Origin of the sequence: Haloterrigena sp. KLK7, from assembly GCF_037914945.1 — an archaeon.
In the GTDB taxonomy this organism is placed as follows: domain Archaea; phylum Halobacteriota; class Halobacteria; order Halobacteriales; family Natrialbaceae; genus Haloterrigena; species Haloterrigena salinisoli.
This window is the reverse complement of record NZ_CP149787.1, coordinates 673,184-688,648: the sequence shown is the minus strand read 5'-3', so window position 1 is coordinate 688,648 and position 15,465 is coordinate 673,184. Positions and strand designations below refer to the sequence as shown.

The following is a 15,465-nucleotide window of genomic DNA, read 5'->3' as shown; positions in this document are numbered from 1 at the left end:
CCACTTCAGCCACTCGTGGGAATTACCCTAGTCTACGGATCGAACGGCCGGGTTGTGATTACGCGTCGTCCGTTTCCACTGTATGGCAATCACATGCTTGGTTGTTGAGGAGTTCCCTGATAGTATACTCTTGGAGACAGTCCTCGCAGGTCACCGTGATAGAGACGGTCACGTCGAAGTCGCCGATGGCGACGACGTCGTTGCGCTCGAGTTGGGCGACGGTGTCCGTCGTGACGGCCGCGGTCCGATTCTGCAGCGCGCCGAGCTTTTCGCTGCTTCGCTCCAGCCGTTCCTCGTCGCTCGGAGTCTCGAGTTTCGCGCCGAGACAGTCAGTGAGGTGGTTATAGACCGTCTGGTGGGAGACGAAGTCCGATTCGACTCGGTCGATCGGAACGCCGTCTCGCTGGAGTTCGTTTCGCGTCTGAACCTGTGTCCCGCTGCTGACGTCGTCGTCGGTCAACAGCCGGTAGGTGTTCTCGACTTCGCCCTCTTTGGGCGGAATGTCCGCGTCCTCGAGCGCGGCCTCGAGAACGCGGTGATTGACGTAGGTCGCGAGCTCGCGCGTGCTGCGCTGTTCGTCCCCGTCGCCGGTCCAGTAGGCGACCAGGTCGTCGTCGAGGCCCGCGAGCTCGTACTGCGTCGCGACTCGGCCGAGCTTACACGTACACACTGCCTCCGAATCGGTCGAACTGGAACGATCTGTCACTACGTGGCTGTAGCAGTCAGGAGACGAAAAACGTTCGGATCCTCGTCGTCTCTAGAGACCGCGAGTTCGAAGTTGGAACAGAGCGGACCTAGATCCGGTCCACTGTCTAGTCTCACCGATAGAACGCCGAATTATCAGTTGCAGAACGCGTGAAAATCGGCACTAGTCGTAGGGACGAACTGTATCGTATGTCGAATCTAATGTGTATAATCGATATGGTCGATTACAGAGGTACTTTTGTAATTTGTGATTCCCACAGATATAAAAGCGATACGTGTCAGTCTCGGCGGCCGTGCGTATAATTGTTCACCTTGCGTCCGAACGACCGTATCGAGCGCAATTCGGTCACGATCGGCTTTCAGGTCCTGTCGCCTAGTTCTCGGACTCGAACGCGTTTCCGAACGGTCGACCGAATGCTCTCGACGGGTATTCGATCAGCGAACGTATCGGACAGAGCGAGCGATAAATCAAATAATGCGATATCTTTTTCGTCATGACTTTCGATCTCGTCCCGGACAACGGTTCGGCAGTCGCTCTCGATCACGACGATGAGGAGTCCGAGAAACGGTTCAGCGAACCCGGCGGAATCGAAGCGGTACCGAAGCCGTTGGGGATCAAACGTAACGGAGGCACAACGGGTTTGTCGAACGTCTCGCAGGGAGCGTCCTCCTGGACGACGACGGCCGGCGTTTCGGTGTACTGTCAGCTTCCGGACGTCGTCCGGACCGAAGTCATCGAGCCGCGCTGCGGATCGTCACCGTCATCGGATCGACGGTCATCTAATCTGACGGCTGGGCCACGCTCTCGGTTTTGGGCGGACTGTCCCACACCGAGGCGTCGTCTTGCGGCTCGTAGCCGAGGACCTCCTTCGCGTGCTCGGTGTCGAACCACCGCGCAGCGTTGTCGCTGACCGCGTAGAACGTGTCGTAGGTCACCGACTCGTCCTCGAGACAGCACTCGAGGAGGTGTGCGAAGTCCCGCTGCGAGGTCCAAGTAGCCTTCAACCGCTTCACCATTTCCTCGTACTCGTCGCTGCCGCGCTCCCACGAGCCCGTCTGAGACTGGTCCCAGACCTCGTCCTCGTCGACGTTGTGCTCCTCGCCGCGGTCGACGCCGCGCTCGGCGTCGCCGTAGGGGTGATCGTACTCCACGGTTCGCACGCTCGAGATGCGCAGCGAGTAGAACTGCGACGGCGCTCCGTTCCGGTTCGCGTAGACACGGCCCATGTGCTCGCCGAAGACCTTCGTCGCACCGTAGAAGCCGTCGGGCTTGGGCAGCGTCTCGTGATCCAGCAGCAGATCGTGGTCCTCCTCGTAGAGTTCCGGCGCGTGTTCCTCCTCGTAAAGTCCCATCGCCCGCTGCGAGGAGGCGTAGATCACTTTCTCGACGCCCGCGTCTTTCGCCGCCTCGAGAACGGTAGTCGTACCGGCGATGTTCGGCTGCACGACTTCCTCGAGGTCCGCACCGGCGTCGGACTGGGCAGCGAGGTGGATTACCGCGTCCTGGTCCTCGAAGCCGGGTCGAATCGCCTCGTAATCGCTGACGTCCGCGACGTGAGTCTCGTATTCGGGGTGATCCTCTCGGTCGAGCAGCGTGAATTTGTACTCGTCACTCCCGATGAGATATTTCCGCACCGCTTCCCCGGCTTCGCCGTACGAACCCGTGACTAACACGTTCTGCCTAGACTTTGGTTCTACTAACCGAGGAGCCGATGACGCTATCTCGTATTATCGGGTCGTCGAAAGGGTCTGTCGCCCGTTCGTCGAGAGGTGTTACTTCGCGGCGGCGATCGACGGGACCCGAAATCTTCCGATATCATCGAAACAATCCCGCTCGACTCTACCACGTGTATTACGAGAGTATGGTTGTAAAAGACGGAGGTCGATGACTCCGGTTGTATCGACGAGTGGTTATTTCAGGTAGTCAACGGGCAATATTGTGATGCTTGAGACCGGCAGAACGGAGCGTTACTCGTACTGTCTAATTTTCAACTCGATTATATTTTTCTTGTTGAGGAGTTCGGGAGCGAGTTCGGCGTCGATCCGATCGGTCCCCATTCGACTGCGCGGGCCGCTGATACTGATCGCGCCGATCATGCCGTCCGGTTCCGATATTATTGAAGTCGCGACCGCGCTGACGCCGGGGAAGTGCTCGCCGCGATTGATGGAGTATCCTCGTTCCCGGATCTCCCGGAGTTCGTTCTCGAGAGCGTCCTGGCTTGTGACGGTATTGTCGGTAACGGCCGGCAGGCCGTGCTTTTCGACGATTGCGTCGAGTTCCGCCGCGGAGAGTTGAGCGAGGATCGCTTTCCCCGTCGCCGTCGAGTGGAGATGGAGGTGGCGACCCAGCGGCGCGTTGTCGTCGATCGATTCCGGGCTCTGCGACTTGTACAACTGCACCGCATACCCGTTTTCCTCGACCGTCAGGTTCGCGTGTTCTCCCGATTTCTCTCGGAGGTCGTCGACTTCCGGCTTCGCCGCCTGGTAGAGCGCCATCCCGTCGCGCATCTCCCCGCCGGTGGCCAGGAACCGGAAGCTACAGTCGTACTCGTTGTCCTCCTTGACGACGTAGCCGGTCTCGACGAGCGTCGATAGGTGGATGTGGGCCGTGCTGACCGCCATCTCGAGGTCCTCGGCGAGTTCGGACAGCGTCGCCCCGTCGCGTTCGCGAAGGTATTCGATAATCGTGAAAGATTGGGCAACGCTCTTCAGCCGCCGCGTCCCCGTTTGCTCGCTGTCGGTCATGGTATTACATCGGTACGTGATCTCTTAAGCCCTCTGTATTGTTTCGATCATGTTGAAACCGCTCTCGGCCAGCGGGCGGGCCAGCCATTTCATCAGGGACGGTCAGCTGTCACCGACCGGTCTGTCGACTCCGAGCCGATCGGGACGACGTTTCGAAAAAGCGAACGGAATGGATCGAACGGTTACTGGATCGAGTCTTCCGGACCGACGACTTCCATCTCCTCGAACAGCGTATCGTAGTTGTTGAGTTCGAAGAGGTACTCTCCCTCCACGAGTTCCCCGCGGACCTCGTCTTCGGAATCGAGTTTGTCGTACGATCGATCGAGGATTTCCTCGGCGCTCTCGCCCGGGACGACGGCGAGACCGTCGTCGTCGCCGACCACGATGTCGCCGGGCTCGACGGTGACGCCGCCACACGAGATCGGGACGTTGATCGAACCCGGATCCTGCTTGAGCGGGCCCCGGGGATGGGTGCCGCGGCCGTAGACCGGGAACTCCATCTCGGCGATCGCCTTGCTGTCGCGATAGGCGCCGTCGATGACGATTCCGCCGATTCCGTTCACCTGGCAGGATTTGCACATGAGTTCGCCGAAGTGGCCCGTCTCGGTGAACCCCTCGGAGTCGATAACGAGGACGTCGCCCGGTTCCGCCATCGTGATCGCCTTGTGGATGATCAGGTTGTCTCCGGGCGAAGCGTTGACAGTGATCGTGGAGCCGGCCATCTCGATGTCGTCGTAGGCGGGCTGCAGTCCGGAATCCATCGATAGCCCGATGTTCCCCGTCACGTCGGAAACGATGGTACTCGGGATCTCCTCGAAGGCCGCTACGACGTCGCGGTCCGGTCGCTCTACATCGTGCTCTATCGTATGCATAGTCCGATCGACAGCAGTGAACACCGTTAATCTATCGATCCTCGGAGAACGGCTCGCATTCTCGGTCGCTCGAGAGACGAGGCGTCGCGGCGGATCGGCCGATCCATCGTCGATCACCGACGCGTTTTACGAGCGTATCGGAATTACAGATCGCTGGGAATTCCGCTCTCGCTTTATGCCGACGGGCACCGACCCCTCGAACGCAATGTCAGTCAGTGAAATTGCCGACGGCATCCATGCTGTCGAGTTCGATCACATCCGGGTCTTCGTCCTCGAAGACCGACCCGACGGCACCGTGACGCTCGTCGACGCGGCGTTTCCCGACGACGGCGAGGAACTCGCCGACGTCCTCGAGTCGGAGTTCGGCGGCCTCGATCGACTCCTCGTCACCCACGGGGACGAGGGCCACTTTGGCGGCGTCCCGGCGCTGGTCGACCGGTTCGATCCGGAACTCGCTGTTCCGGCGGGCGCGAAGGTCTTTTACGAGGCACTGGATGTCGATCCCGACGTCGAGTTCGTCGACGGGGACCCGCTGGCCGGCGGTATCCGCGCGATCGAGATTCCCGGCCATACGGTGGCGACGACCGCGTTCCTCCTCGAGGACGACCGGACGCTGATCGCCGGCGATACGCTCGAGGGGTCGGATCGGCGCGGCCTGCCGCCGGGGTATCTCGTGCCGCCGGCCGAGCAGTTCAACGACGATAGCCACGCCGCCGCGGAACGGAACCTGGTCAAACTGTTCGACTACGAGATCGACGCGGTACTGGTCTACCACGGGACGAGCGTCCACGAGGATCCCCTGGAGAAACTCAACGACTGGTTGCTCGATCGGGAGTGGACGTTGACGTACTCATAACGCCGCGAAGAGAAAATCGTCGTCGGATATGATCGATTACGTTACGCGTTGATGTCCAGTTCCTCGACGAGGTTGCCGTAGTACTCGTACTGTTCGTCGAGGAAGGTACTGAACTCCTCGGGACCGCGCTGAACGCGCATGAAGTTGTTGTTCTCCATGAACTCGATGAACTGGTCGTCCTCGTAGATCGATTCGTAGACGTCGACGATCGCGTCGCGGGTCTCGTCGTCGATATCCGCCGGCGCGAAGTGCCCCAGCCAGGAGCCGATCTCGATGTCCAGTCCCTGCTCCTTCATCGTCTGCGTGTCCGGTAGCGAGTCGACCTGTTCGCTGAACGCGACGCCGAGGGCTTCGAGGTCGCCGTCCCGGACTTGCGGTGCCACTTCGGCAGCACCGACGGCCGTGCAGTCGGCCTCGCCGTTCACGACGGCCTGTATCGCGGGGCTAGCGCCGTCGTACGAGACGTGTTCGACCTCGATACCCGCCTCGCTGGCGATACCGGCAGCGGCCATGTGCCACGAGGAGCCGTTCCCGGAGTTGGCCATCTGCATCTCGCCAGGATTGTCCTCCCCGTAGGAGATCCAGTCGTCGAGCGAGGAAATGTCCGAGTCCTGATGGACGACGAGGGCGGCCGGGAACTCGGTGTACTGCATGATCGGCGTAATGTCGTCGGGACCGAGTTCGGCGATACCGAGGTGCTGGAACAGCGCGATCTCTGGAGCCGTACAGCCCAGGGTGTGGCCGTCGGGATCGGAGTTCGCGGCCGCGTTCATTCCGACCGAACCGGAACCGCCGGTCTGGTTGCTGACGTTCCAGGAGACGTCGGTGTGATTTTCGGCCGCGTCGGCGACCGCACGACTCGTCCGGTCGGCGCCGCCACCGGCCGCCCACGGGGAGACAATCTCGACCTGTCGCGACGGCCACTCGCCGCCCTGTAAATCGCCGATACAGCCCGCCGTCATCGCGAGACCCGTCGCACCCAGGGTCTTCAAGGCAGTCCGTCGATTCAGCACCCTTCGCTCGCTATTGGTATTCGATACCATTCTACTCATAGCAGATGGAGCCAAGTATTTAAACTCTTCGGAAAGTACGGTAGCATCCCTCATTTCTAAAGGGAACGTATATTATATTAATAGTATAATCGCGCCGCCAGTCGGCTCGAACCGATCGCTGGAGACGAGATACCATCCGTAAGTTTATAGCTGGCCCGGGCCGAACTGGGTCTATGCGCGGGTTAGCTAAGACCAGTCGTAGTGCTGGGAGTATGGAACTCGTCGACGTCGAGACGCCCGAACCGGCGGCCGACGAGGCGCTGATCGAAGTCGAGTACGCCGGACTCTGCGGGAGCGACGCCGGGATCTACGCCTTCAAGTCGTCGTTCGAACGGATGGAGCTGCCGACGATCATCGGTCACGAGTACACCGGCCGCATCGTCGAGGTCGGCGACGAGGTCTCGAAGTTCTCGGTCGGCGACCGCGTCGTCGAACGACCGATCCGCAGCTGCGGCGACTGCTACCAGTGCGAGGTCGGTCAGGCGAACGTCTGTCCGAACAAGGAGATCACCGGCGTCGATCACGACGGCGCGTACGCGGGATACATCGCCGTTCCCGAGGACGACCTGCACGCGGTCCCCGACGACGTTGAACCCCGACACGCAGCGCTCGTGGAACCGACGGCGATCACCACTCGAGCGGTCATCCGGAACTCGCGCGTCAAGCCCGGCGACCGCGTGTTCGTCGCGGGCCCGGGACCGATGGGTATCCTTGCCGCCCAGGTCGCGAACGCGCAGGGTGCCGACGTCGTGGTCGCCGGCGTCGGGCGGGACACCGCGTACCGGCTGCCGCTCGCCGAGGAGCTCGGCTTCGAGACGCTCAACGTCGAGGCCGACGATCTCGAGGCCTATCGCGAGGAGCTGACCGACGGCGTGGGCTACGACGTCGTCTTCGACACGACCGGTCACCCGTCGGGACTGACGATGGCCGTCGACGAGGTCCGCAAGGGCGGCCAGATCGTCCTCGTCGGCCAGACCGGCGAGACGACGATGGAGTTCACGCCGCTGGTCCGGTCGGAGATTGACCTCCAGTGTACCTACAGCGCGATGTACGAGGACTTCGAACGCGCGCTGCGACTGATCGGTTCGGGCGACGTCGATCACGCGACCTTCCTCGACGACCGCTTCAGTCTGCTCGAGGCCGACGAGGCCTTCGAAACGTTCCTCGAGGGCGACACCTGTAAGCCCGTCTTCGACGTCTCCGTGCTGCGTGACTGAGTCCGTCAGCACGGTCGACAGCGATTCCGTCCGCTGACGGCGAAGAAGTAGTCGGTCGCATCGAATCGTTCCGATTCCGCCCCGGCTTCCGTTCTCCGAAGTGACCGCGTCGGGCGTCGATATAGAAAACGGTCCGCTCGAACCGAACCAGCCGAAAACGAGCGCGGCAGTTCACCGACCGTACAGACTGATCAATCGTCGTCGTCGGTACGCGGGTCCCAGTCGTTCCACTCCCGTTCGACGAGGAAGTCGTCGAGTTTCTCCTTCGGATTCTCGAAGACGTGCGAGCCGTGGAAGACCAGCACCGTATCGAAGTCATAGCCGAGCAGGTCGTAGAGGTTGAGTTCGGCGGCCTCGTGATCGATGTTGAACAGGGCCGGCGGTGGGAGGAGATACCCCGGTGGCATTCCGCCGCGGTCGGACCCATCCAGCGTGTCGCCGGAAATCAGGATTCCGCGATCCTCGAGCAACAGGGCCGATGTCGCCTCCGTGTGCCCGGGGATCTGAATGATACGGATATTGCCCTCGAGCAGGTCGTCGTCCTCGTAGGCGACGTCGGGTTCGAAGTCGAGCCCTGCCTCCTCGAGGTGCTCGTAGAGCTTCGACTCGTCGGCCGGCATGACGAGTTTCGGATCGAACGCCTCCATCACGTACTCGAGACCGCCGTGGTGACCGTGATCGCCGTGGGTGAGAATGACGCGGTCGATGTCTCCGTACTCCGCTTCGAGCGTCTCCACGAGTTCCTCGCCGTTCTCGTCGAACGCAGTGTCGACCAGGGTCGTCTGACCTTCCGGCACGTCCTCGAGTACTAACACCCGAACGTGGTCGAACTGGACCTGATCGATACCGTCGGTTACGCTACTCAGGCTCATTAGCAGTTACTAATTGCGGCACATCCCTAATTAAACCTGTCGGTGATCCCACCCGTTCGCGGAGTCGGTCGAGCGATCGGCTCGAGTCCAAACGAGTCTCGCCGGATCGCCGTAGACAACCGATAACGGAACCGAACTGTCCGAGAGATCACGCCTGAGATGCCAAGACCAGTAATTTTATGCTGATCCGTGAAAGGGAGTGTATTACGAGGACGGGAGATTAATGATTATAAAAAAGGTAACGCGCAATATCCGTCAGATCGACGCGGATACGGTGAAGTCGAATCCGCTTTCGATAGCATTCATACTGTTCTCGCTCGTGGTTATCTACTACGCGAACCAGTTCCCCGACGGGGGTGAAATCGGTGCCGGATTCTTCCCGATCATGCTGTCCGTCGGGATTATCCTGTTCGCTATCGTAGACCTGGCGACCGACGACGAGACGGAACTCGACCTGAGCGACGTCGACGTAGCGCCGATCGTCATCGTTAGCGGAATTCTATTCGCATACGTCTTTCTGATGCCGTATACGGGGTTTCTAGTCGGGACGATGCTGTTCCTCCCGACCGTGCTATACTACTCTGACGTGCGGTCGAAACTCCTGATCGGCGCCATCTCGATCGGCTTCCCGATCCTGCTGTTTTACGTCTTCAGTCGTATCTTCCTGGTCCGATTACCCGAAAGTCAGATACTCCCCGTCTCGCGGCTCCTGCCACAGCTTCCGCTGGTGGTGCTCTAATGGCGGTCGAACACATTCTACAGGGGTTCGCGAACGTCATGGATCCGGTCGTGTTGATCCTGATGATCACCGGGATCTTCCTCGGCCTGCTGATGGGATCGATCCCCGGGATGACGGCGACGATGACCATTGCAGTCCTACTGTCGTTTACGTTTACGATGGAGCCGGCGACCGGAATGATGCTCCTGCTCGGGATCTATGGCGGCGCGGTCTACGCGGGGTCGATTCCGGCGATTCTAATCCGAACCCCGGGGACGCCGTCGGCCGCGGCGACGATCTTCGACGGCTATCCGCTCTCTCAGAAGGGGGAAGCCGGCCGGGCCATCAGGATCAGCACCGTCGCGTCGTTCGTCGGCGGTATCATCAGCGTGCTCGTGCTCATGTTCTTCTCGCCGGTCGTCGCGGATGCGGCGCTCCGATTCCGCTCACCGGAGTTCTTCGCGCTGGCCGTATTCGGGCTGACGATCATCGCAAGCGTGAGCGGCGACTCGCTCGCGAAGGGAATGGTCTCGGGCCTGCTCGGTATGCTCGTCGCGACCGTCGGAATCGATCCGGTCACCGGCTATCAACGGTTCACGTTCGGAATTCCCGAACTCCTCACCGGCGTCGAGTTCATCGCGGTGATGATCGGACTGTTCGGCATCGCCGAGGGACTCCGGACGTACTCCCTGGGAATCAGTGACGAACAGGACAGGGTAAACCAGAAGATCACTGGCGTCCTGCCGTCGTTCGCGGACGTCAAGTCTATCGCGCCGGTCTCGATTGGCTCGGGGATCCTCGGCTCGCTGGTCGGGGCGGTTCCCGGCGCCGGTGGCGACATCGCATCGTTTATCACCTACAACGAGGCGACGCGGTGGCTCAAGAACACGACACCGTCGTTCGGTGACGGGAACATTCGGGGCGTCGCCGCGGCGGAGTCCGGGAACAACGCCAGTACCGGCGGTGCACTGATTCCGACGTTCACGCTCGGGATTCCCGGTGATTCCGTCTCGGCGATCCTCATCGGCGCGTTGCTCGTCCACGACGTCAACCCCGGACCCGCGCTCTATCAGGAGGAGACCGGTCTGCTGTACACGATCTTCGTCGGATTCCTCCTCATCTACGTGTTCATCCTGATCTTCGGGCTCCTCGGAGCCAACTACTGGGCACGGTTGATCAACATCCCGCAATCGCTCATCTGGCCCGTGATCTTCGTCCTCTGCGTGATCGGAGCGATCGCGCTTCGCGGGAACGTCTTCGACGCGTGGATCATGCTCGCCGCCGGCGGGCTCGGGTACGTGATGCGATTGCGCGGCTATCCGTTGGCACCGATGGTGCTCGGACTAATCCTCGCGCCGATCGCCGAGGAGAACCTCCGGCGCTCGCTGGTCCTCTCTAACGGCTCGCTGGACATCTTCTATACCAGTCCGATCGCGCTCGTCGTCCTCCTGCTGAGCGTGGCCGCGCTCTTGGTCCCGGCTGCGCGAGCGCTGCGAAGCTAGGGACGCCGGTTCCGAGTCGCCTCCCCGTTTTCCCGCGTGTTCGATACTGACCGACGCGTCCCTACTCGAGTCGCTCTGCCGGCGGTCGCTGGACGCGATCGGCGATCGGACCGTCCAGTGGGAGCTGCATCGTCCGATTCAGGTCCGACTGACCGATCGTCTCGAAGCCGACGTTCTCGTAGACGGTGACGGCGCGCTGGTTGTCGGTCGAGACATCCAGACACAGCGCCTCGTGGTCCCTGTCGTCGGCGTAGGCGATGAGCTGTTTGAGCAGTTCGCTCCCGATCCCCCGGTCCTGCACGTCGCTGTCGACGAAGACGACGAACTCCGGATCGGGATCGTCGGCCGGCGTCACGGCGACGTGACCGACGATTCGGTCGTCGAGCAGCGCGACCAGGTTCCAGCCGTTCGACGTCAGCTCGGTGAGCCACGCTTCGATTCGCGGGCGCGTGAACGGCGGAAGACCCATCGTCGCCGCCGACTCGTCGAGGCCCTCGTACATCTCGACGAGCGGCTCGAAATCGGCCGATCGATACGGTCGAACCAGAAACGGGACGCCCCGCTCGTCGATCGCTCGCGGACACCGCGGCGGACAGCCGACCGTTCCTTCACACGCCGAGGGGTCCCAGTAGGCACAGACGGTCGACTCCTCTCGAGTACTCATGTGAGATGCTGCGGGACACGGCGACGTAAGCGTTCGCGGGAACATCTTCGATCGCGACGCCATCGGGTCGTCGCGGCGCGTGCCTCGAGATGGGGCGATCGGAACGGCTGCGGCCGTCTCGCGGGGTTCCGAACCTGATCGGGAGCGTACTTTTTTGTACTCGGCCGAACAGTATCCGGTATGCACACGGCATTAGTCGTGCTTACCGACGAATCGACGGACGAACGACTGTTGGATGCGGCGAAACGATACGCGACGGGGACCGACACCGAACTCCTGGTCTGTCGGTTCATCGATCGAAAGGAGTACCAGAGCGACGCCCGCAACGAGGCGCGGGACGGCAAGCAGGTTCAGACCATCGAGATGATCGAAGAAGAGGCCGAGGAGGAAGCGACGGCCGCCGCGGATCGGGCCTTCGCGGACGCCGACGTCTCCTACACGGCGATCGGCGCGGCGGGGGAACTTCCGAAGAAGATCATCGAGGTCGCGGACGAACGGGACTGCGGCCACGTGTTCGTCTCCGGTCGGAAACGCTCGCCGACGGGGAAGGCGCTGTTCGGCGACATCGCCCAGGCGGTGCTCCTCCGATTCGACGGGCCGGTAACGGTTACGACGAACTGACGGCGATCGGTCGTCCGTTTCGAGACGAGGTCGATTCCGAAGACGACGGCGATTCCGACATCGATTCCATTATTCCGTCGCGTCGGCCGGCGGACTGTCCCACTCCGAGGCGTCGTCCCGCGGCTCGTAGCCGAGAACGGCTTTCGCGTGCTCGATACCGAACCATCGGGCGGCGTTTCCGCTGACCGCGTAGAACGTGTCGTAGGTCACCGACTCGTCCTCGAGACAGCACTCGAGCATGTGCGCGAAGTCCCGCTGGGAGGTCCAGGAGGCCTTCAGTCGGTCGACCATCTCCTGGTACTCCTCGCTGCCCCGTTCCCAGGAACCGGTCTGAGACTGGTCCCAGACCTCGTCCTCGTCGACTTTGTGCTCCTCGCTGCGGTCGACGCCGCGCTCGGCATCACCGTACGGGTGATCGTACTCCTCGGTTCGCACGCTCGAGATGCGAAGCGAGTACACCTGTTCGGGCGCGCCGTCGCGTCGCGCGTGGACGCGACAGATGTTCTCGCCGAACACCTTTGTGGCACCGTAGTAGCCGTCGGGCTTCGGCAGCGTCTCGTGGGTGAGTCGGAACGGATCGAACTCGCTCGGGTAGTCCTCCTCGTAGAGCTCCGGCGCGTGATCCTCCTCGTAGAGTCCCATGACGCGCTGCGAGGACGCGAAGATGAGTTTCTCGACCCCGGCGTCCTCCATCGCCTTCAGGATATTGTACGTGCCAATGATGTTCGGCTCGACGACCTCCTCGAACTCCGCACCGGCGTCGGACTGGGCGGCGAGGTGAATCACCGCGTCCTGATCGTCGAACGCCGGCCGAATCGCCTCGTAGTCGGCGATGTCGGCGACGTGAGTCTCGTAGTCGGGGTGGTCGCTGCGGTTCAGGAAGGTGAACTCGTACCGCTCGTCGTCCAGCAGGTGGTTGAGAATCGCTTCGCCGGCTTCGCCGTACGGTCCGGTAACGAGTACGTTTTGCGTCGCCATCGATACGCCCGTCTACGGACGAACGCTATTTAATAGTTAGCGTCATCGAATTCGCGCTCGCCGTCGGCTACGACCCTCGAGTCGGTCATCTATGGCGTTGTAGGGGTGAGGATATGATTCAATACTATTGAAATAGTGCGTCGAACTCTGGCAGGGAATTACTATAGTATGGTTGTAAACAACCGTGCCATTTCTGCGCCAGTAGTTAATAGTGATTCAATATTGTCGAAACGCATTCGGCAATGCTCCGGTGTCGCGACTGGCACCGGGACTGACGAGTTCGCAGGTAACTCGGATGGCTCCGTTCTGTTCCGCTCGAGGACGTCCGCCGCGACGGGAGTCGCTCAGTAGCCGAGACCGAGGACGTGATTGATGAGGAGAAGCCCGCAGACGAGACCGAGCAGAGCAGTCAGGAATCCGAAGGAGGCGGGCCAGCCGAACAGATCCGCGAGGAGCCCGACGACGACGGAACCGCTGGCCGCGACGGTCATGTAGGCCGTCCGAAAGAGCCCGAACCCGAAGGATCGCTCGGCGTCCGCGAGTCGATCCATGAACCGCGGGAAGACCGCCGCGCCCCACCCCATCCCGACGCCGAGGAGGAGAGCGCCGGCGACGATCGGGACGAGTCCGGGACCGGCGACGAGTAACAGGAAGCCGATGATTCCGGTCGTCATACAGATCCCGATCGCGAGGTCGCGACCGAAGCGATCGGCGACCATCCCCACGCCGACCTGTAACACGCCCTGCGTGACGAAGTACGCGCCGAAGAGGGTCCCCGCGAGCGTCGTCGAGTAGCCGTGGTACTGAGCGAAAAACGCCGGCAGGAACGACGCCACCCCCTGCCAGGTGAACTCCGCAACGATGGCGATGACGCCGGTGAAAACGATCGGCGGTCGGGAGAGCAGGTTCAGGATCGGTCCCGTCTCGAGCAGTTCGCTCAGCGGCCGGTCGGGGCTGCGCGGCTCGGTCGGCCGGAGGCTCCGGACGGCGAGCGCGAAGATCACGAGCGCGGCGACCACGGTGAGCGCGACGGCGGGGCGCCAGCCGTACCGGACGGCGGTCCACGAGACGACGACCGGCGTGACGAGGCCGGCCAGCGGCGCCCCGGAGTTGTGAATCCCGATCGCCGTCCCGATGTCGCCGTAGAGGCGAGTGAGCAGCGTCGTCGCGACGCTGTAGTGGAGCCCCGCGAGGCCGCCCAGCAGGATCGCTCCCAGCGCGAAGACGACGAACCCGGGCGCGCCGACGATCACGAACGTGGCGAGGCCGGTGCCACTGACCGACGCGAGAACGACCGGTCGTTCGCCGTACCACTCGGCGAGGATCCCGCTGGGAAACTGCGTGAGCGCGTAGGCGAACCACATTCCCGTCAGTGCGAGGCCGATCACCGCGTTCGAGAGCCCGAACTCGGCGGCGACGTCGGGAACGACCGGGCTGAGCGCGACCCGACCGAACACCGTCACGAAGAGGGCGAACGTACAGACGACCAACACCGTGTCGCGATACTGCCACCGCATTCTGGGCGGGGCTTCGAGGAACAGCTATCTAAACGCTGTGAAGCGTCCGGACGCGTTCCGGAACTCCGTCTCCGACGATGTCGGAACGACGCCCGAGTCGAACGGAGGGACACTATTATTTATTCGTCTCCCGTCAGGTCGACGCACAATGGAGTACACTGAGGAATCCGACCGACTCGTGGTTCGATTGGACCCCGGCGACGAAGTGCTGGCGTCGCTCGAGACGCTCCGCGACGACCGCGGACTCGAGCAGGGCTTTCTGATGGGGATCGGCGCCGTCGACGAGGTCGTGCTCGGTCACTACGACGTGTCCGAGCAGGCGTACAGCGAGGGGCGGTTCACCGGCCAGTACGAGGTGACGAGCTTCCTCGGGAACATCGGTCCCGACAAGATCCACACCCACATTCAACTCGGGAACGAGGAGTTCGAATCCCTCGGTGGTCACTGCTCGGAAGCGGTCGTCTCCGGCACGTTCGAGATCGTCGTCTTCCCCGGCGAGACCTCGCTCACCCACCAACTGGACGAGCGGACGGGGCTCGACGTGTTCGACCTCTGAGCGTCGCGCCGAACCGGATACGGATACCGGTCTCCGTTCTCGCCGACAGTGCAGCGTCGGTATGAATCGACACCGCACGCAACTCGAGGAGATAATCGCCGCTTCGGGGGCCGTACTCGAACTGATCGCGCCCGCCGGGACCGTCGCGACGTCGTGGCACTGGGCCGGGACACCGGATGGTCCACTGCTCGAAACGGCGGCCGGCTGATCGTCGCTGTGGCCACATTCCGCTGTTCGTCTTCCCTGTCTCGATCGAGGAAAGCAGAACTAACTGAATGAGAGAATAGTCGGGAAACAGATATCAGAATAATATCCGAGACCGCTGTGGATTTGCAGGTCGGCGAATGATGGGGCATATACTGCTTCTCGAGAGGTATTTGGAATAGTAGGCCGAAGATAAAGGGGAGCTAGAGTAGATGGGTAGAATCGAACTTAGATAGAGTATATTTTGGTTTACAGCCACCGGTTCTGTCTGAATGGGCCTCTATATCCAGAAATATCGTATTAGAGTTGTCTATCGGCTATTCTTCTAAATATAGTAACTTAGAAGATAAGTCTCAAGAAGTATTTGGAATATGGTGTATAGACGG

16 protein-coding genes are annotated in these 15,465 nt (G+C 61.7%); 7 read left to right on the top strand and 9 right to left on the bottom strand.

Features of this window, described 5'->3' with window-relative positions; translation table 11 throughout:
- Positions 1–58 precede the first annotated feature (58 nt).
- The 4 genes from rdfA to WD430_RS03295 all read right to left on the bottom strand — a co-directional run bounded on the left by rdfA (position 59) and on the right by WD430_RS03295 (position 4,322).
- Positions 59–706, bottom strand: coding sequence for a rod-determining factor RdfA (rdfA, locus tag WD430_RS03310; RefSeq protein WP_339104608.1), 648 nt, complete (start codon positions 704–706; stop codon positions 59–61).
- A gap of 779 nt (positions 707–1,485) precedes the next feature.
- Positions 1,486–2,427, bottom strand: a complete 942-nt coding sequence (locus WD430_RS03305; protein WP_345786460.1) for an NAD(P)-dependent oxidoreductase — start codon at positions 2,425–2,427, stop codon at positions 1,486–1,488.
- A gap of 246 nt (positions 2,428–2,673) precedes the next feature.
- Positions 2,674–3,450: an IclR family transcriptional regulator gene (locus WD430_RS03300; RefSeq protein WP_339104606.1), complete on the bottom strand. Its 777-nt coding sequence runs from the start codon at positions 3,448–3,450 to the stop codon at positions 2,674–2,676.
- 182 nt (positions 3,451–3,632) lie between these two features.
- Complete coding sequence (locus tag WD430_RS03295; RefSeq protein ID WP_339104605.1) at positions 3,633–4,322, bottom strand: 4-carboxy-4-hydroxy-2-oxoadipate aldolase/oxaloacetate decarboxylase; 690 nt, start codon at positions 4,320–4,322, stop codon at positions 3,633–3,635.
- Positions 4,323–4,527: 205 nt separating this feature from the next.
- Here WD430_RS03295 and WD430_RS03290 point away from each other — a divergent pair, with 205 nt between their 5' ends.
- Positions 4,528–5,178 (top strand): MBL fold metallo-hydrolase, encoded by a 651-nt coding sequence (locus WD430_RS03290; RefSeq protein WP_339104604.1) that lies wholly within the window; start codon positions 4,528–4,530, stop codon positions 5,176–5,178.
- 41 nt (positions 5,179–5,219) lie between these two features.
- On the opposite strand, the gene WD430_RS03285 is transcribed toward WD430_RS03290, so the two are convergent.
- Positions 5,220–6,221, bottom strand: coding sequence for a tripartite tricarboxylate transporter substrate binding protein (locus WD430_RS03285; RefSeq protein ID WP_345786457.1), 1,002 nt, complete (start codon positions 6,219–6,221; stop codon positions 5,220–5,222).
- A 182-nt stretch (positions 6,222–6,403) separates the two neighbouring features.
- Between WD430_RS03285 and WD430_RS03280 the strand changes: the two genes are divergently transcribed.
- On the top strand, positions 6,404–7,447 hold the full coding sequence (locus tag WD430_RS03280) for an alcohol dehydrogenase catalytic domain-containing protein (RefSeq protein ID WP_339104602.1): 1,044 nt from the start codon (positions 6,404–6,406) through the stop codon (positions 7,445–7,447).
- A 191-nt stretch (positions 7,448–7,638) separates the two neighbouring features.
- Here WD430_RS03280 and WD430_RS03275 read toward each other — a convergent pair whose 3' ends face one another.
- Positions 7,639–8,319, bottom strand: coding sequence for an MBL fold metallo-hydrolase (locus WD430_RS03275; RefSeq protein WP_339104601.1), 681 nt, complete (start codon positions 8,317–8,319; stop codon positions 7,639–7,641).
- A 223-nt stretch (positions 8,320–8,542) separates the two neighbouring features.
- On the opposite strand from WD430_RS03275, the gene WD430_RS03270 reads away from it, so the two are divergent.
- Positions 8,543–9,058, top strand: a complete 516-nt coding sequence (locus WD430_RS03270; protein ID WP_345786459.1) for a tripartite tricarboxylate transporter TctB family protein — start codon at positions 8,543–8,545, stop codon at positions 9,056–9,058.
- On the top strand, positions 9,058–10,539 hold the full coding sequence (locus WD430_RS03265; protein WP_339104599.1) for a tripartite tricarboxylate transporter permease: 1,482 nt from the start codon (positions 9,058–9,060) through the stop codon (positions 10,537–10,539). The genes WD430_RS03270 and WD430_RS03265 overlap by 1 nt, the downstream gene beginning before the upstream one ends.
- A 61-nt stretch (positions 10,540–10,600) precedes the next feature.
- Here the strand turns inward: WD430_RS03265 and WD430_RS03260 are convergent, their stop codons facing one another.
- The gene (locus WD430_RS03260; RefSeq protein WP_339104598.1) at positions 10,601–11,203 is read right to left on the bottom strand and encodes a GNAT family N-acetyltransferase; all 603 of its coding nucleotides are present in this window, start codon (positions 11,201–11,203) and stop codon (positions 10,601–10,603) included.
- Between the two features lie 180 nt (positions 11,204–11,383).
- Here WD430_RS03260 and WD430_RS03255 point away from each other — a divergent pair, with 180 nt between their 5' ends.
- Complete coding sequence (locus WD430_RS03255) at positions 11,384–11,824, top strand: universal stress protein (RefSeq protein WP_339104597.1); 441 nt, start codon at positions 11,384–11,386, stop codon at positions 11,822–11,824.
- Between the two features lie 69 nt (positions 11,825–11,893).
- On the opposite strand, the gene WD430_RS03250 is transcribed toward WD430_RS03255, so the two are convergent.
- Positions 11,894–12,802, bottom strand: coding sequence for an NAD(P)-dependent oxidoreductase (locus WD430_RS03250; protein ID WP_339104596.1), 909 nt, complete (start codon positions 12,800–12,802; stop codon positions 11,894–11,896).
- A 344-nt stretch (positions 12,803–13,146) separates the two neighbouring features.
- On the bottom strand, positions 13,147–14,319 hold the full coding sequence (locus WD430_RS03245) for an MFS transporter (protein WP_339104595.1): 1,173 nt from the start codon (positions 14,317–14,319) through the stop codon (positions 13,147–13,149).
- A 148-nt stretch (positions 14,320–14,467) separates the two neighbouring features.
- On the opposite strand from WD430_RS03245, the gene WD430_RS03240 reads away from it, so the two are divergent.
- Positions 14,468–14,875, top strand: a complete 408-nt coding sequence (locus WD430_RS03240) for a PPC domain-containing DNA-binding protein (protein WP_339104594.1) — start codon at positions 14,468–14,470, stop codon at positions 14,873–14,875.
- A gap of 61 nt (positions 14,876–14,936) precedes the next feature.
- Entirely contained in the window at positions 14,937–15,083 is a 147-nt protein-coding gene (locus tag WD430_RS03235) for a hypothetical protein (RefSeq protein WP_339104593.1), read from the top strand.
- The last annotated feature ends 382 nt before the right edge of the window (positions 15,084–15,465 follow it).